The sequence below is a fragment of the Haloactinopolyspora alba genome, from assembly GCF_003014555.1.
Lineage (GTDB): Bacteria > Actinomycetota > Actinomycetes > Jiangellales > Jiangellaceae > Haloactinopolyspora > Haloactinopolyspora alba.
Genome location: NZ_PYGE01000003.1, coordinates 160,653 through 177,098, shown reverse-complemented (window position 1 = coordinate 177,098; position 16,446 = coordinate 160,653). Strand labels below are relative to the sequence as shown.

Here is a 16,446-nt window from a genome sequence, read left to right as displayed (position 1 = left end):
CGGCGGGCGCGGCCGACGACGTAAGGCGCCACCGGACCGGCGTCCGTCCGGGCCTTCGGCTCACGCCGGCGACCTGCGCGAACGGCCGGCGTGATCGCCAAGGGCCGTGCTGGGTGGACGCCGCAGGCATTCGCGCGCTCTTGACACCCTGATCGCCGACTGTCACGCTTTATTGCGGCGAAACACTTATGCCCGATTTCGGGCGCGATGTCGTGATGGTGTCGCCGAATGCCGGGCCGGATTCACCGGCGACGTTGTTCTCCCGGGGCCGCCTGCCCCGTGTGAGTCCCCGGGCTGTTTTCTCTGCTGCGGTGCCGCCGGCGCCGCGCGCCGGTCACCTGGACCGATCTCTGAACCGATCATCTCAATCGGCGAATCACCGCGAAGGCGTGACGACGTCGAAACGACTACGCCGTTGCCGGTGGTGAATCCGCAAGTCACAGGACGCGTCCCGGAATCCGGGCGCGGCCGACGTGCGCGCCCGCACGGGCCCTGGCGCTCGACAGGCAGGAGGTTCACATGCACAGCACCCTGATCGTGGCGCGGATGCGGGAAGGCTCCGGCGACGAGATCGCCGGACTGTTCGAGGAGTTCGATCGCACCGAGATGCCGCAGCTCATGGGCACGCGGCGCCGGCAGCTCTTCCGTTTTCACGGACTGTACTTCCATCTGCAGGACTTCGACTCGGAGAACGGCGGCGCTGCGATCGAGGACGCGAAGACGCATCCGCTGTTCGTGAAGATCAGCCGCGACCTGGAACCACACGTCGCGGCGTACGACCCGCAGACGTGGCGATCGCCGGCCGATGCCATGGCCACGCCCTTCTACCACTGGTCCAGAGCTTCGTGAGGGACCTCTCTTCCGAAGGAGAATCCACATGGAACGGCGAGTCGTGATCACCGGCATCGGAGTAGTCGCCCCGGGGGGCGTGAACACCAAGGAGTTCTGGGCGCTGCTCAGTGACGGGCGCACGGCGACCAGAACGATCAGCTTCTTCGACCCCGGCCCGTTCCGCTCCCACGTGGCGGCCGAAGTCGATTTCGACCCGGAGATGCACGGGCTGAGCCCGCAGGAATCCCGTCGCATGGACCGAGCCGCACAGTTCGCGGTGGTGACCGCAGGACAAGCGGTGATCGACAGCGGCGTCGACCCGGCGGCCACCGACCCGCACCGGCTCGGTATCACGGTCGGCAGCGCGGTCGGCGCGACCATGGGACTGGACCGGGAGTACCGCGTCGTCAGTGACGGCGGCCGGCTGGACGTGGTCGACCACGCCTACGTGGTCCCGCACCTCTACGACTACTTCGTGCCGAGCTCGTTCGCGAAGGAGGTCGCGCACGCGGTGGGCGCCGAAGGGCCGGCGGCCGTGGTCTCCACCGGCTGCACGTCCGGTCTGGATGCCGTCGGGCACGCGACGGACGTGATCCGCGAAGGCGGCGCCGACCTGATGATCGCCGGCGGTGCCGACGCCCCGATCTCGCCGATCACCGTGGCCTGCTTCGACGCGATCAAGGCGACCACGCCGCGCAACGACGATCCGCAGCACGCGTCCCGCCCGTTCGACGGCACGCGCAACGGGTTCGTGCTGGGGGAGGGGGCGGCGATGTTCGTGCTCGAGGAGTACGAACGGGCCAGGTCGCGCGGCGCGCACCCGTACGCCGAGATCGCCGGGTTCGCCACGCGGTGCAACGCCTACCACATGACCGGGCTGCGCGCGGACGGGCGCGAGATGGCCGCGGCGATCGACGCCGCGCTGGCCGAGGCCAGGCTCGATCCGGAACGGATCGACTACGTCAACGCGCACGGGTCCGGGACGAAGCAGAACGACCGGCACGAGACGGCGGCGTTCAAGCGCAGCCTCGGGCAGTACGCGTACCGGACTCCGGTGAGCTCCATCAAGTCGATGGTGGGGCACTCGCTCGGCGCGATCGGGTCGATCGAGATCGCGGCGTCGGCGCTGGCGATCGAGAACAACGTCGTCCCGCCGACCGCGAACCTGCACGAACCGGACCCGGAATGCGACCTGGACTACGTCCCGCTGGAGTCACGGCAGTGGCCGACCGACGCGGTGCTCTCCGTCGGCAGCGGATTCGGCGGATTCCAGAGCGCGATGGTGCTCGGGAGGGCGGCGTGAACGCGTCAGCCGTCGTCACCGGGATGGGCGTGGTGGCGCCGACCGGCCTCGGCACGGCCGAGTACTGGGCGCGCACCCGTCGCGGGGTCAACGGCATCCGCCACATCGAACGGTTCGACGCCAGCACGTATCCGGCGCGGCTGGCCGGCCAGGTGCCGGGCTTCGTCGCCGAGGAGCACCTGCCCAGCCGGCTGCTGCCGCAGACGGACCACATGACCCGGATGGCGCTCGTGGCCGCGGACTGGGCCCTGGACGACGCCGGGATCACGCCGCAGGACTGGCCGGAGTACGACGTGGGGGTGGTCACCGCCAGCTCCTCCGGCGGCTTCGAGTTCGGCGAGGGTCAGCTGCGGAACCTGTGGAGCAAAGGCGGGAAGTTCGTCAGCGCGTACCAGTCCTTCGCCTGGTTCTACGCGGTGAACACCGGGCAGATCTCGATCCGGCACGGCACCCGCGGGCCCAGCGGCGTGCTCGTGGCCGACCAAGCCGGAGGGCTCGACGCGCTCGGCCAGGCGCGCCGGCTCGTGCGCAAGGGATGTCCGGTCACGGTCGCCGGCGGCGTCGACGCGTCGATCTGCTCCTGGGGCTGGGTGGCGCAGATGGCGGCCGGACGGATGACGACCAGCGACGATCCGGACCGGGCCTACCGGCCGTTCGACGCCGGTGCTCGCGGGCACGTACCCGGCGAAGGCGGTGCGCTGCTCGTCGTCGAGGACGCCGAGGCGGCCCGGGCGCGCTCGGCCACGGTTTACGGAGAGATCGCCGGCTATGCCGCGACCTTCGACCCCGGCCCGGGAAGCGGGCGGGAGCCAGGTTTGCGGCGGGCGATCGAGCAGGCGCTGCACGACGCCGGCATGGCGCCGGGCGACATCGACGTCGTCTTCGCCGACGCTGCGGCCGTCCCCGACCTGGACCGCGTCGAGGCGACGGCGATCTCCGCGGTGTTCGGGCCGGAGGCGGTCCCGGTCACGGCGCCGAAGACGATGACCGGACGGATGCTGTCCGGGGCGGCGTCGGTGGACGTCGCCGCCGCGCTGCTGTCGATCCGTGACCGGCTGATCCCGCCGACGACCAACGTCGAGCCGGCCACGGCGCACCGCCTCGACCTGGTGCTCGAACGGCCCAGGAGCGCCGCCGTGGATGCGGCGCTGGTGCTGGCACGGGGATACGACGGTTTCAACTCCGCGGTGGTGGTGCGCCGGCCGGCGAACCGTGCCGCGCCGAACGTGACGGAGGGATTCGCGATGACGATGCGTGAAGTCACCATCGACAGCCTCAAGGAGGTCCTGCGGGAGGTGGCCGGGGAGTCCGACGGGGTCGACCTCGACGGCGAGATCCTCGACACCGACTTCGGTGAGCTCGGCTACGACTCGCTCGCGCTGCTGGAAGCCGGAGCCCGGCTCGAGCGGGCTACCGGGGTCGAGCTGGACGACGCGACGATCAACGACGTCGACACGCCACGGCAGCTGCTGGCGGCGGTGAACGACAGGCTCGCCGCGTGAGCGCCGGATCCGGCGCCGGCGGGCACCCCCGGACCACACGAGGAGGAGGCATGACAGCCAGTACTCGACCCGTCGCACTCGTCACCGGAGCTACCAGCGGCGTCGGGCTCGCCGTCACGCGGACGCTGGCCGGTCGGGGCCACCGGGTCTTCATCTGCGCCCGCACCGAGTCCGACGTGGACAGCACCGTCAAGCAGCTGGTCGACGAGGGGCACGACGTCGCCGGCACCGCCTGCGACGTGACCGATCTCGACGCCGTCCGGGCGTGGGTCCCTGCGGCCGTCGCCCGGTACGGCCCGGTGGACGTGCTGGTGAACAACGCCGGCCGTAGCGGCGGGGGTGTCACTGCCGACATCGCCGACGACCTGTGGTTCGACGTCGTCGACACCAACCTGAACAGCGTCTTCCGGGTGACCCGCGAGGTGCTCAACGCGGGCGGGATGCGACGCCGTGGCAGCGGCCGGATCATCAACATCGCCTCGACCGCGGGCAAGCAGGGTGTCGTCCTGGGCGCGCCCTACTCGGCCTCCAAACACGGCGTCGTCGGTTTCACCAAGGCGCTGGGCAACGAACTGGCGTCGACGGGGATCACCGTCAACGCCGTGTGCCCGGGTTACGTCGAGACGCCGATGGCGCAGCGGGTCCGGCAGGGCTACGCGCGGGCGTGGGACATCTCCGAGGAAGAGGTGCTGACCCGGTTCCAGGCGAAGATCCCGCTCGGACGGTACTCCACGCCCGACGAGGTCGCCGGTCTCGTCGGTTATCTGACCACGGACACCGCCGCTCCGGTCACGTCACAGGCGATCAACGTCTGCGGCGGTCTGGGCAACTTCTGACGCTACTCCGGAGCCTCGTGGAAGGAGGCGCGACATGTCGCCACACGGCCGCCGAGAGGTGGAACACGATGTCACCGTGGCCGCACCGGCCGGTGAGATCTACCGATTGATCGCCGACGTGGAGAACTGGCCGCGGATCTTCCCGCCGACCGTGCACGTCGACTGCGTCCAGCGTTCGGGAGCCGACGAACGGATCCGGATCTTCGCCACCGCGAACGGGGAAGCCAAGAGCTGGATCTCGCGGCGCGCCCTCGATCCGTCGCGGCGGCGCATCGACTTCCGCCAGGAAGTGTCGGCGCCGCCGGTCGCGTCCATGGGCGGGTCCTGGCTGATCGAGGCGTTGTCCGAACGGGAATCGCGGGTGCGGCTGTTGCACGACTACCGAGCCGTCGACGACGATCCGGACCACCTCGCGTGGATCGACCGGGCGGTCGACGGCAACAGCCAGGCCGAGCTGGCGGCGCTGAAGGCGAACGTCGAGCTGGCCGTGGACGCGGACAACGGGCTGACGCTGTCGTTCGAGGACTCCGTGCACGTCCACGGCGCGGCCGGTGACGTGTACGACTTCGTCAACGAGGCCGACGCCTGGGCCGACCGGCTCCCGCACGTGGCGTGGGTCTCGATGGCGGAGGAGACGCCGGGGGTGCAGAGCTTGTCGATGGACACCCGGACCAAGGACGGCGCCACGCATCGCACCGAGTCCGTCCGCGTGTGTTTCCCGAACGATCGGATCGTCTACAAGCAGACCACGCTGCCGGCGCTGATGTCGCTGCACACGGGCTACTGGCGGTTCGAGGAGGCGGACACCGGCGTGCTCGCGACGTCACAGCACACCGTCGTGCTCAACGAGGCGAACATCCCGGAGGTGCTGGGGGCCGGCCGCGGCGTGGCCGAGGCCAGGGAGTTCGTGCGCAACGCCCTGGGCACGAACAGCCGCACCACGCTCGGGTACGCCAAGGAGTACGCCGAGAGCCGGTGCTGAGATGGACACCGACGTCATCGTCGTCGGTGCCGGTCCGGTCGGGCTGATGCTCGCCGGTGAGCTGCGTCTCGGCGGCGCGCGGGTCACCGTGCTCGAACGCCTGGCCGCGCCGACGACCGAGTCGCGTGCGTCGACCCTGCACGCGCGCACGATGGAACTGTTCGACCAGCGCGGCCTGCTGGAGGTCCTGGGGCCGGTGCCCGGTGAACCCCGTGGCCACTTCGGCGGGCTGGCATTGGACCTCGGCGGGCAGCCGACCCGTCATCCGGGGCAGTGGAAGGTCCCGCAGGCGCGCACCGAGCGTCTCCTCGCGGACTGGGCGAGCGGACTGGGCGCGCGGATCCGGCGCGAGCACGACGTCCGCGACATCGACGAGAGCGGGTCCGGCGTGCTGGTGACGGCCGGCACGCCGGACGGGACGGTCCGGCTGAGCGCCGGCTACGTCGTCGGGTGCGACGGCGACGACAGCGCGGTCCGCGTGCTCGCGCCGTTCGAGTTCCCGGGGTCCCCACCCACCCGTGAGCTGCTGCGCTGCGACGTTTCCGGGGTTGACGTTCCGGACCGCCGGTTCGAACGGCTCGACCGCGGATTGGCGGTCGCGGCGACGCGGGACGGCGTGACCCGGCTGATGGTCCACGAGTTCGGTCGGCGGCCCGTGACGCGTGCGAGCGCCCCCGATTTCGCCGAGCTGGTGGCGGCGTGGAAGCGCGTCACCGGGGAGGACGTCGGAGGTGGCACTCCACTGTGGCTGAGCGCACTCGACGACGAGAGCCGGCTGGTCACGCAGTACCGGAACGGACGGGTGCTGCTGGCCGGCGACGCGGCGCACCGGCAGCTGCCCGTCGGCGGTCAGGCGATCAACCTGGGCATCCAGGATGCGGTCAACCTCGGCTGGAAGCTGGCCGCGCAGGTGACCGGCCGGGCGCCGCCGACGCTGCTGGACAGCTATCACGACGAGCGGCACCCGGAGGGCCGGCGGACGCTGGACAGTATCGAGGCCCAGGCGTCGCTGTTGCTCGGTGACCACGGCGTCGACGCGGTCCGCGACGTCGTCGCGCAGCTGCTCGAGCTGCCCGCGGTCGCCGCTCGGCTCGCGGAACGGATCGGCGGGCTGGACGTCCGGTACGGCACGGCCGAGCACGCGCTCGTCGGCGCCCGCATGCCGCACGTCGACCTGGACTCCGGCGCGGGCCGCTCGAGCACGACCGTGTCGCTGCACGACGGGCACGGCGTGCTGCTCGACCTGTCCGGCGATCCGGCCCGCCACACGGAGCTGGCCGGAGCGCTCGGGGAGGTGCCCGGGCGGGTGGCGCTGGTGTCGGCGCGCGGCGAGGGCACCGCACTGCCGCCGGGCACGCGGACGGTCCTCGTCCGCCCGGACGGACACGTCGCCTGGGCAGCGGGCCGCGACGGCGATCCGGGCCCGGCGCTTCGGCGTTGGTTCGGCTCGGACGCGGCACCGGGACGGCAGGCCGACGGTGAGCATGCCGGTGCGCCGGAGAGACATCGATAAGCAGTCGCTGTTGAAAGGGGTTGTCGGCAATGGACAGCAAGGTCCGAACGGTTGGTGGCTCGGAGGAATCCGGAGCCGTACGCGAATGCGACGTGCTGATCCTGGGATCCGGGTTGGCGGGCTCGGTGAGCGCGCTGTGCCTCGCCAGTCAGGGCGTCAAGGTCGCGCTGGTCGACGGCGGCCAGCATCCACGGTTCGCGGTGGGCGAGTCGATGACACCGCAGCTGATCGAGTGGCTGCAGATCCTGCGGGCACGGTTCGACGTGCCGGAGCTGGAGCACCTGTTCGACGTCAAGGCGACGTCGAAGCACATCGGCCCGCACCACGGCCGCAAGCAGAGCTTCGGGTTCATCCGCGAGGTTCCGGGGCAGGAGCCCGATCCGCGCGAGGCGACGATGTTCGTCATCCCGAAGCTGCTGACGGAGGCCAGCCACCTGTATCGGCAGGAGACCGACCAGTACTACTTCCACGTCGCCGCCAGCTACGGGTGCATCACCCGGCAGAACTGGCGCGCGACCGACCTGGACTTCGACGACGACGGCGTCACCGTGACCGGGCAGAGCGGTGAGATCTTCCGGGCGCGGTACATGATCGACGCCAGCGGGTTCCGGTCACCGCTCGCGGAGAAGTTCGGGCTGCGTGAGCAGCCGGCGCGGTTCAAGCACCACTCGCGGTCGCTGTTCACGCATTACGTGGGCATCAAGCCGTTCGACGACGTGTGCCACCACCCGCGCAGTCTGCGCCCGCCGGCGCCGTGGCACGGCGGGACGCTGCACCACCTGATCGATCGCGGGTGGTTCTGGATCATCCCGTTCGACAACGTCAAGGGGTCCAAGAACCCGGTGTGCAGCGTGGGGTTGACGTTCGACGACCGGATGTACCCGAAGCCCACGGACATGACACCGGAGCAGGAGTTCCATCATTACCTGAACCAGTACCCCGCGGTGAAGCGCCAGTTCGAGGGCGCGCACCCGGTACGGGAGTGGGTCTCGACCGACCGGCTGCAGTACTCGTCGTCGCAGTCGATCGGCTACCGCTGGTGTCTCATGTCGCACGCTGCGGGGTTCATCGACCCGCTGTTCTCCCGCGGACTGTCCAACACGTTCGAGGTCGTCTACGCGCTGATCAGCAGGTTGCTCCCGGCGCTCGAGGAGGACGACTTCTCGGTGGAGCGGTTCGAGTACGTCGAGACGCTCGAACGCGGTCTGCTGCACTACAACGACGAGCTGGTGAACAGCTCGTTCATCGCGTTCAACCACTTCCGACTGTGGAACGCGGTGTTCCGGATGTGGGCCGCGTTCCTGACGCCGGGCGTGATGCGGCTGACGAGGGCACGGCTGAACTACGCGCTCGACGACGACGCACAGCACTTCGAGGACCTCGAGAACACCGCGTATCCCGGCCTGTGGTGGCCGGAGAGCGACGAGGTCAAGCGGATCCTCGAGATTACCGCCGAGACCTGTGAGAAGTACGAGGTCGGTGAGCTCGACGGCGACGCGGCCGCGGACATCATCTTCCAGCTGTTGAACGACAGCGACCTGGTCAACCCGGTGTTCGGCTGGAAGGACCCGGAAGACACCCGGTTCGCCCTGCCGACGGCGCCGATGATGGCGAAGTTCATGTACTGGTCCAGCCGGAAGGCGCCGCCGGAGATGCGTGAGCTCGGCCGGGCGCTGGTGGGCGGCGTCGTCAGGTCCGGGCTCAAGGGCAAGAAGGTGTTGTGACGCGCCCGGCGTCAACCGCGGCGCGGGCCCCGCGCCGCCCCGACATGTCGTCCTCCTCGGAAAGGCAAGGGCAGTGATGAACGAGTCGACAACACAGATGGGCGAGCCCGACACGCAGGCGCTGAGCTCGTGGGCCACGACCCGGCCCGAGCTGAACGCGGGCCGGTTCATGCGGGCGTTCGTCCGAGTCAACGTCTACTTCTACTCGAAACCACCGTCGAAGCTGAGCAAGACGATCAACAAGCTCGGCATCAAGCTGAACGTCTTCGCCTACCGGCGCTCGCAGGGCAGGATCCTCGGCCGGTTCGGGGATCTCGAGGCGTTGCTGATCACGACCGTCGGCCGCAAGACCGGGAAGGAACGGACGGTACCGCTGGGCTATCTGTTCGACCGCGGCCGGTTCATCGTGGTCGCGGTTCCCGGGCACTTCGACATCCCCGGCGGGCCCAAGGCGGTCGACCCCGCCTGGTACCGGAACATCCAGGCGAACCCGCAGGCGTCGATCCACATCGGCAAAGAGGTCATCGACGTCACGGCCGCGACCGCCACCGGCGCGGACCACGACCGGTATTGGGAGCAGTTCACCACGGCGTACCCGTTCATCGGCGAGTTCTTCAAACGGGCCGACCGGCCGCCGCCGATCGTGGTCCTCACGCCCAACGACATCGCCGACGCCGAGAATGCCCGGCGGCCGGAGCGGCCGACCCTGTCCGAGGTCGTGGCCGAGGCCGAGGCGCAGAAGTCGAGGAAGGTGAACCGGACATGAGCACGCTCGTGGGCAAGACCGCACTCGTCACCGGGTCCAGCCGCGGTATCGGCCGCGCCGTCGCCGAACGCCTCGGCCGCGAGGGGGCCCGGGTCGCGGTGCACTACCGGAGGGACGAAGCGGCCGCGAAGGACACCGTCAGCGCCGTCGAGGCGGCCGGCGGCAGCGCGTTCGCGATCCAGGCCGAGCTCGGGGTCCCGAACGACGCGCAGACCCTGTGGGACGCGTTCGACGGGCATGCCGACACGCTGGACATCCTGGTCAACAACGTCGGGCTCGAACCGGGCGAGTTCGGCATCGCGGCCACGACGCCGGACGGGTTCGACGACGTGTTCGCCACGAACGTCAAGGCCCCGTTCTTCGTCACCCAGCACGCGCTCGGGCGGATGCGCGACGGCGGGCGCATCGTCAACATCTCGTCCACGCTGACGTCGCACGCGTCGGCGCAGCCGGAGTACGTGACGTACGCGATGGCCAAGAGCGGCCTGGAGATCCTGACGTCCGCGCTGGCCAAGCAGCTCGGGCAGCGCGGCATCACCGTCAACACGGTCGCGCCGGGCCTGGTCGAGACCGAGCCGACCAAGGCGAAGCTGTTCAACGAGGAGGCACGGCAGTTCGCGGCGTCGCTCGTCGCGCTCGGCCGGCTCGGGCAGCCGGAGGACGTCGCCTCGGCGGTGGCCTTCCTGGTGTCGCCCGACGGCGGCTGGGTGACGGGCCAGTACCTGGACACCTCCGGAGGCATGCTCTTGTGACGCGATCGATGTGACGTGAGTCACGCCTGCGGGCGTCACGCTCCGCCGGGCGGCAGCACTCCCATGGTCGAATCCGCGCCGCCTGCGCGGCGCGGCCGGCGCGCCACGGTTCCCGCCCGCCCGTGGCCGGCGGCACAGCACCGAGCCGGGCCGACGAAAGAGCGTGTGCCCGCCGAGGCTCACGGGACAGGAGGACTTGTGTTGAGCAACTGGCGCGGTAACCCGTGGGCGACCATCGGCGTCCTGTGCCTCGGATACTTCATGGCGCTGCTGGACCTGACGATCGTCAACATCGCGGTTCCGGCGATGACCGCCGACCTCGGCGCCTCGCTGGACCAGATCCTCTGGGTCTTCAACGCGTACGCGCTGTGCCTGGCCGTACTCCTCATCACCGCCGGACGCCTGGGCGATCTGCGCGGCAAGAAGAACGTGTTCGTGGCGGGGGTGGTGGTGTTCACTCTCGCCAGCCTCGCCGCCGGGTTCGCCCAGGACCCCGGTCAGCTCATCGCATTCCGCGCTGTTCAGGGCGTCGGTGCGGCGCTTTTGACCCCGCAGACGTTGTCGATCATCGCCGACGTCTTCCCGGCCTCCAAGCGCGGCGTCGCACTCGGCATCTGGGGTGCGGTGGCCGGCCTGTCGGCGATCGCCGGACCGGTGGTCGGCGGCTTCCTGGTCAGCGCGCTGGACTGGCGGTGGGTGTTCTTCGTCAACATTCCGATCGGGGTGATCACCGTGGCGCTGGCGCTGGTGGTGATCCCGGAGTCACCACGCCAGACCGGCCAGGGGCTCGACCCCACCGGGGTGGCGGTCGCGTCGGCGGCGCTGTTCTGCCTCGCCTTCGCGCTGATCCAGGGTGAGCGGTACCAGTGGAACGCGGTGATCTGGGGCATGCTGGCCGCCAGCGCCGTGCTGCTCGGCATCTTCCTGTGGCACCAGAGCACGATGCGGGACAAGGATCCGCTGGTCCCGTTGTCGCTGTTCAGGGACCGCGGATTCACGGTGGTGAACTTCGTCGCCATCGTCGTGTCGTTCGGTGCGCTCGGCCTCTTCCTGCCGATGACGATCTACCTGCAGTCGGTGCTCGGGTTCAGCGCGATGAAGACCGGAGTCGTCCTGCTGCCGATGGCCCTCGGCGGGCTGATCATGGCCGTGCCGGCGGGCGTGCTGTCCGAACGTTTCGGCGGCAAGTACGTCCTGATCGGCGGGCTGGCCACCTTCGGCGCCGGTCTGGCGTGGATCGCGGCGGCGGTGCGCACCGACTCCGGCTGGACCACGTTCGTCCTCCCGCTGTTCGTGATCGGGCTCGGATCCGGCTGCAGCTTCACCCCGATGGCCTCCGAGTTGATGCGAAACGTCCCGAAACGGTTGAACGGCGCCGCATCCGGTGTCAACAACGCCATGCGCCACGTCGGAACGGTGCTGGCCGGCGCGGTGATCGGTGCGGTCCTGCAGTCCCGGTTGGCGACCGCGCTGACCGAGCAGGCGCGGGAACGGGCGGAGCAGCTGCCGGAGGAGTATCGGGAGGGGTTCGTCGCCGGCTTCGCGGACGCCAGCACCGAGGGCCTGAACGTCGGTGTCAGTGCGGTGAGCAACAGTCCGGTGCCCGAGGGCATGCCCGACGAAGCGGCGCAGAATCTGCAGGCACTGGCCGGCGCGGTGTTCCGCGAGGGCTACGTCGATGCGCTGACGCCGACGCTGCTGGTGTGCGTCGCCGCCCTGCTGGTCGGTGTGCTCGCGTGCTTCGCGCTCAAGGTGCACACCGGCCCGGCGGTCAACCCGTACGGCCTTCCGGAGACCGACGACGAGCCCGGGCAGACCGAGGAACCCCTGCACCACTGACCCGGTGGAGGCACCGAGATGACTGACAACGACACCGGGCCCGCGCCGGCTCGCGGACGGCGGTCGGCGGTCGTGCTCGCCCGCGTGGCGATCGCGGTCGCCGGCGTGGCCAGTACGGCCCGAAGGGCCAAGGACTCGTCCGACCTGCTGGATCACGCCGACCTGATCGCGCAGCTGACCGCGCTGACGGTGGTCGGCGCGCGATGGCTGAAACCGCCACGGACGAGTCTTCCGGACCCGGGCTGACCGAACGGATCACGACACGAACCAGACGAGAGGAAGCACGCCATGCGAATCGACGAAATGGACGCATCGACGCCGCTCATGAGCCAGCTCCAGCAGGAGACCGGCTCCATCACGCTGGTCAACACGATCACGGTTCCGCGCGAGGTCCGCGAGGAGTTCCTGCGGAACTGGCGCGACGACGCGTCGTTCATGAAAGCCCAGCCGGGATTCATCTCGACCCAGCTGTACCAGGGGACCGCGGACAGCCAGATGATGATCAACGTCGCGGTGTGGGAGTCGACCGAGGCGCTGTTCAAGGCGTTCTCCGACCCGGAGTTCCAGCAGAAGAGCGCCAAGTACCCCGACGGCGTGGTCGCGTACCCGCACGTCTACCAGAAGGTCGCCGTCGAAGGCGTGTGCACGGCCTAGCCACGACCGGGCCGGTCGCAGCCGGTGCCCCGGCCGCGCGCCCTCGTGCGCGAGCGGCCGGGGCCACCGGCCACGGGCGTCGCGCGGTGGTCGCCCCCAGTCCGTAGCCCTGCTGGAACTCTCGTGCTCCCGCGGGCTTCACGAGATCTCAGGTGAGACAAGATGACGACGTCCTCGAGTGTCGCAGAGTCCGTCCTGGCCCCCGTCGACCCGGAACTCGCCGAGTTCGACCGCTACGTCGAGACAGCCAGGGAACACATCTACACCCGCGTGCAACCGATGCCGCTGGAGAGCCTCGACAGCTGGTACACCGACCCGGACACCGGCTGGATACGGCACCGCAGCGGAAAGTTCTTCTCCATCGAGGGGCTACGGTTCACCGTCTCCGACGGCCCGGTCCCCGAATGGTGCCAGCCCATCATCAACCAGCCGGAGATCGGCATACTCGGCGTGCTGGTCAAGGAGTTCGACGGGGTCGTGCACTGCCTGCTGCAGCTCAAGGCCGAACCCGGCAACCGGGGCGGGCTGCAACTGTCGCCGACCGTGCAGGCCACCCGGAGCAACTACACCGGCGCCCACGGCGGCGGCGCCGTGCCGTTGTTGGAGTACTTCCGCGATGCCCCCGCGCATCGTGTGCTCGCCGACGTGCGCCAGTCCGAGCAGGGCGCGTCTTTCCTGCGCAAACGCAACCGCAACATGATCGTGGCGACCGCCGACGACGTGCCCGACCGGGACGGCTTCCGCTGGCTGACCGTCCCGCAGGTGCTGCGTCTCCTGCGCCGCGACGACCTGGTGAACATGGACACCCGCACCGTTCTGTCGTTGCTCCCGTTCGCCGCCGCGGCGCTGCGGCGCCGGAACGGCGGACGTGCCGAGGCCTGGACGCGGACGTTGCTGCGATCGTGCGACCGGGCGGCGTCGAGCGTGCATCCGGACCGCGAGCTGCAGGCGTGGGTCACCGACGTGCGCACGCGCACCGACGTGTCCGCCACACCGGTGTCGATGGCGTCGCTGCACGGCTGGCAACGCGCCGACGGCACGATCCGGCACGAGACACGACGGTTCTTCGACGTGATCGGCGTCGGGGTCGAATCGGCCGGGCGCGAGGTGGCGCGTTGGACCCAGCCGATGCTGACGGCAGGCGAGGACGGCGTTCTCGGCTGGCTGGTGCGGCGCATCGACGGCGTGCTGCACGCCCTGGTGCGCATGCGTGTCGAGCCGGGCCTGGTGGACGTCGCCGAGATCGCGCCCACCGTGCAGTGCATCCCGGGTAACTATGCGCACCTGCCGCCGGCGGCGCACCCGCCGTTCCTGGACGAAGTCCTGAACGCACGTCCGGAGCGCGTCCTGTTCGACACGATGCTCTCCGACGAGGGCGGGCGCTTCTACGGCATCAGCAACCGGCACCTGATCGTCGAGACCGACGCGGTGCACAACCACCCGGACTACCGGTGGGTCTCCGTCGGCCAGCTCGTCGACCTGCTGCGGCATTCGCACTACCTCAACGTCCAGGCACGCAGCCTGCTCGTGTGCCTGTACGGCCTGCTCCTCGACCCGGCCGACGGCTGAACAGCCAGAACTGGAGACGTGATCACGATGACCGCCACGAGCGCGACGCCACGTCGGCCGGGAGAGGACGCCCGTCCGCAGATCACCGTCCTGGGCGCGACCGGATTCGTCGGCTCCGCGGTGCTGGCCCGGCTGGCCCGGCGCGACGTGCGGTTGCGCGCCGTGGCGCGGGCCGCCGCCGTCCCGCCGGCCGCGGCGGCAGCCGGGATCGAGGTGGTCACCGCCGATCTGACCGACCGGGAGGCGATGGCCGCCGCCGTGAAGGGCTCCGACGCCGTGGTGCATCTGCTGCTCAGTGAGGGCGGCTGGCGGGCCGCCGACAGCGACGGCGCGGAGCGCGTCAACGTCGGCGTCATGCGCGAGCTCACCGAGGTCCTGCGCGCGGACAGCGGCCACGAGGCACCGCCGGTGCTGGTGTACGCCGGTGCCGCGTCGCAGGTCGGGGTGCCACCGCGAGAACCGCTGGACGGCTCCGAGCACGACCATCCGGCGACCGTCTACGACCGGCAGAAGGTCGCCGCCGAGCAGGCGCTCGTGCAGGCGACCGAGGCCGGCTGGGTCCGCGGCGTCAGCCTGCGGCTGCCCACCGTCTTCGGCACCTCTCCCGGTGGCGCCGACCGTGGGGTCGTCACCGCGATGGTGCGGCGCGCGCTGGCGGGCGAGCCGCTCACGATGTGGCACGACGGGACCGTCCGGCGTGATCTGGTGGACGTCTCCGACATCGCGTGCGCCTTCGAGGCCGCGCTGGACCACGCCGACGGGCTGGCGGGCCGGCACTGGCTGATCGGTGCCGGACGAGGTGACCCGCTGGGGCGGGTGTTCGAACTGATCGCGCAAGTGGTCGCCGACCGGGCCGGGACCGGTGCGGTGCCGGTCGTGTCCGTACCGCCGCCCGAGCACGCACCCGAGACCGACTTCCGCAGCGTCACCATCGACTCGACGCGGTTCCGTGCCGTGACCGGGTGGCGCCCGCGGATTTCGCTGCGCGAGGGAATCGACCGGCTCGTGACCGACCTGACGTGGCACGACGACGAGACCACACGGCGACAGTAGGGAGTAACCGTGCCCACCCATGTCTGGGATTACCTGCCCGAGTACGAGAACGAGCGCGACGACATCCTGGACGCCGTCGACACGGTCTTCCGGTCCGGACGGCTGGTCCTGGCCGGGAGCGTGCGAGGGTTCGAGGAGGAGTTCGCCGCATATCACGGTATGGACCACTGCGTCAGCGTCGACAACGGCACGAACGCGATCAAGCTCGCGTTGCAGGCGCTGAACGTCGGGCCCGGCGACGAGGTCATCACGGTGTCCAACACGGCGGCTCCCACGGTCGTCGCCATCGATGCCGTGGGAGCCACACCGGTCTTCGTCGATGTCCGCGCCGGCGACTTCCTCATCGACGTCGATCAGGTCGAGGCGGCAGTCACCGCACGGACCCGATGCGTACTTCCGGTGCACCTGTACGGGCAGTGCGTCGACCTGGCACCGTTGCGGCGACTGTGCGACCGGCACGGGCTGCAGCTGGTCGAGGACTGCGCCCAGGCGCACGGCGCACGCCAGCACGGCAGGCTGGCGGGGACGGTCGGCGACGCCGCGGCGTTCTCCTTCTATCCCACCAAGGTGCTGGGCGCATACGGCGACGGCGGCGCGGTGGTGGCCCCGCGGGTCGAGGTGGCTGACCGGCTGCGCCGGCTGCGGTTCTACGGCATGGACGGCGCCTACTACACCGTCCAGACGCCCGCACACAACTGCCGGCTGGACGAGGTTCAGGCCGAGATCCTGCGGCGCAAGCTCACCAGGCTCGACCGCTACGTCTCGGGGCGCCGCGAGGTCGCCCGGCGCTACGCCGAGGGCCTGGGCGACACCGACCTCGTGCTGCCGCGGCCGAACCACGGGAACGAGCACGTCTATTACGTCTACGTGGTGCGCCACCCGCGCCGGGACGAGATCATCGAGCGCCTCCGCGACTACGACATCCACCTGAACATCAGCTATCCGTGGCCGGTGCACACCATGACCGGGTTCGAGCGGCTGGGCTACGCGGAGGGGTCGCTCCCGGTCACCGAACGGCTCGCCGGCGAGATCTTCTCGCTGCCGATGTACCCCTCGTTGCCGACCGGCCTGCAGGACAAGGTGATCGCCGCGCTGCGTGACGTACTGGCGACGGTGTGAGAC

15 protein-coding genes and 1 pseudogene are annotated in these 16,446 nt (G+C 70.2%); all 16 read left to right on the top strand.

Features of this window, described 5'->3' with window-relative positions; genetic code table 11:
- Positions 1 to 519: 519 nt before the first annotated feature.
- The 16 genes and pseudogenes from CLV30_RS05630 (at position 520) to CLV30_RS05560 (ending at position 16,443) form a co-directional block, all read left to right on the top strand.
- Entirely contained in the window at positions 520 to 849 is a 330-nt protein-coding gene (locus CLV30_RS05630) for a TcmI family type II polyketide cyclase (RefSeq protein WP_106536221.1), read from the top strand.
- 28 nt (positions 850 to 877) lie between these two features.
- A complete protein-coding gene (locus CLV30_RS05625) occupies positions 878 to 2,134 on the top strand; it encodes a beta-ketoacyl-[acyl-carrier-protein] synthase family protein (RefSeq protein ID WP_106536220.1) in 1,257 nt (418 codons plus the stop codon).
- A pseudogene (locus tag CLV30_RS05620) lies at positions 2,131 to 3,336 on the top strand (ketosynthase chain-length factor); the annotation flags it as partial. The gene CLV30_RS05625 and the pseudogene CLV30_RS05620, both read left to right, overlap by 4 nt.
- A gap of 42 nt (positions 3,337 to 3,378) precedes the next feature.
- Positions 3,379 to 3,636, top strand: coding sequence for an acyl carrier protein (locus CLV30_RS27760; RefSeq protein ID WP_170119634.1), 258 nt, complete (start codon positions 3,379 to 3,381; stop codon positions 3,634 to 3,636).
- A gap of 50 nt (positions 3,637 to 3,686) precedes the next feature.
- The gene (locus CLV30_RS05615; RefSeq protein WP_106536218.1) at positions 3,687 to 4,472 is read left to right on the top strand and encodes an SDR family NAD(P)-dependent oxidoreductase; all 786 of its coding nucleotides are present in this window, start codon (positions 3,687 to 3,689) and stop codon (positions 4,470 to 4,472) included.
- Positions 4,473 to 4,506: 34 nt separating this feature from the next.
- Positions 4,507 to 5,454: an aromatase/cyclase gene (locus CLV30_RS05610; protein WP_106536217.1), complete on the top strand. Its 948-nt coding sequence runs from the start codon at positions 4,507 to 4,509 to the stop codon at positions 5,452 to 5,454.
- Position 5,455: 1 nt separating this feature from the next.
- Positions 5,456 to 6,967 (top strand): FAD-dependent monooxygenase, encoded by a 1,512-nt coding sequence (locus CLV30_RS05605; RefSeq protein ID WP_106536216.1) that lies wholly within the window; start codon positions 5,456 to 5,458, stop codon positions 6,965 to 6,967.
- A gap of 29 nt (positions 6,968 to 6,996) precedes the next feature.
- Entirely contained in the window at positions 6,997 to 8,691 is a 1,695-nt protein-coding gene (locus CLV30_RS05600; RefSeq protein ID WP_106536215.1) for an NAD(P)/FAD-dependent oxidoreductase, read from the top strand.
- 76 nt (positions 8,692 to 8,767) lie between these two features.
- Positions 8,768 to 9,457: a nitroreductase family deazaflavin-dependent oxidoreductase gene (locus CLV30_RS05595; protein WP_205740643.1), complete on the top strand. Its 690-nt coding sequence runs from the start codon at positions 8,768 to 8,770 to the stop codon at positions 9,455 to 9,457.
- A complete protein-coding gene (locus CLV30_RS05590) occupies positions 9,454 to 10,209 on the top strand; it encodes an SDR family NAD(P)-dependent oxidoreductase (protein WP_106536213.1) in 756 nt (251 codons plus the stop codon). The genes CLV30_RS05595 and CLV30_RS05590 overlap by 4 nt, the downstream gene beginning before the upstream one ends.
- 198 nt (positions 10,210 to 10,407) lie before the next feature.
- On the top strand, positions 10,408 to 12,048 hold the full coding sequence (locus CLV30_RS05585; protein ID WP_106536212.1) for an MFS transporter: 1,641 nt from the start codon (positions 10,408 to 10,410) through the stop codon (positions 12,046 to 12,048).
- 18 nt (positions 12,049 to 12,066) lie between these two features.
- Complete coding sequence (locus tag CLV30_RS05580; protein WP_106536211.1) at positions 12,067 to 12,294, top strand: hypothetical protein; 228 nt, start codon at positions 12,067 to 12,069, stop codon at positions 12,292 to 12,294.
- 42 nt (positions 12,295 to 12,336) lie between these two features.
- Entirely contained in the window at positions 12,337 to 12,702 is a 366-nt protein-coding gene (locus tag CLV30_RS05575) for an antibiotic biosynthesis monooxygenase family protein (RefSeq protein WP_106536210.1), read from the top strand.
- A 162-nt stretch (positions 12,703 to 12,864) separates the two neighbouring features.
- Positions 12,865 to 14,271, top strand: a complete 1,407-nt coding sequence (locus CLV30_RS05570) for an NDP-hexose 2,3-dehydratase family protein (protein ID WP_106536209.1) — start codon at positions 12,865 to 12,867, stop codon at positions 14,269 to 14,271.
- A gap of 27 nt (positions 14,272 to 14,298) precedes the next feature.
- Entirely contained in the window at positions 14,299 to 15,324 is a 1,026-nt protein-coding gene (locus tag CLV30_RS05565) for an NAD-dependent epimerase/dehydratase family protein (RefSeq protein WP_106536390.1), read from the top strand.
- A gap of 9 nt (positions 15,325 to 15,333) precedes the next feature.
- Positions 15,334 to 16,443 (top strand): DegT/DnrJ/EryC1/StrS family aminotransferase, encoded by a 1,110-nt coding sequence (locus tag CLV30_RS05560; RefSeq protein ID WP_106536208.1) that lies wholly within the window; start codon positions 15,334 to 15,336, stop codon positions 16,441 to 16,443.
- Positions 16,444 to 16,446: the final 3 nt, after the last annotated feature.

Bases quoted from the DNA above. Each gene is read 5' to 3' on its own strand.
- CLV30_RS05630 (WP_106536221.1), top strand. From the start codon at position 520: ATGCACAGCACCCTGATCGTGGCGCGGATGCGGGAAGGCTCCGGCGAC.
- CLV30_RS05625 (WP_106536220.1), top strand. From the start codon at position 878: ATGGAACGGCGAGTCGTGATCACCGGCATCGGAGTAGTCGCCCCGGGG.
- CLV30_RS27760 (WP_170119634.1), top strand. From the start codon at position 3,379: ATGACGATGCGTGAAGTCACCATCGACAGCCTCAAGGAGGTCCTGCGG.
- CLV30_RS05615 (WP_106536218.1), top strand. From the start codon at position 3,687: ATGACAGCCAGTACTCGACCCGTCGCACTCGTCACCGGAGCTACCAGC.
- CLV30_RS05610 (WP_106536217.1), top strand. From the start codon at position 4,507: ATGTCGCCACACGGCCGCCGAGAGGTGGAACACGATGTCACCGTGGCC.
- CLV30_RS05605 (WP_106536216.1), top strand. From the start codon at position 5,456: ATGGACACCGACGTCATCGTCGTCGGTGCCGGTCCGGTCGGGCTGATG.
- CLV30_RS05600 (WP_106536215.1), top strand. From the start codon at position 6,997: ATGGACAGCAAGGTCCGAACGGTTGGTGGCTCGGAGGAATCCGGAGCC.
- CLV30_RS05595 (WP_205740643.1), top strand. From the start codon at position 8,768: ATGAACGAGTCGACAACACAGATGGGCGAGCCCGACACGCAGGCGCTG.
- CLV30_RS05590 (WP_106536213.1), top strand. From the start codon at position 9,454: ATGAGCACGCTCGTGGGCAAGACCGCACTCGTCACCGGGTCCAGCCGC.
- CLV30_RS05580 (WP_106536211.1), top strand. From the start codon at position 12,067: ATGACTGACAACGACACCGGGCCCGCGCCGGCTCGCGGACGGCGGTCG.
- CLV30_RS05575 (WP_106536210.1), top strand. From the start codon at position 12,337: ATGCGAATCGACGAAATGGACGCATCGACGCCGCTCATGAGCCAGCTC.
- CLV30_RS05570 (WP_106536209.1), top strand. From the start codon at position 12,865: ATGACGACGTCCTCGAGTGTCGCAGAGTCCGTCCTGGCCCCCGTCGAC.
- CLV30_RS05565 (WP_106536390.1), top strand. From the start codon at position 14,299: ATGACCGCCACGAGCGCGACGCCACGTCGGCCGGGAGAGGACGCCCGT.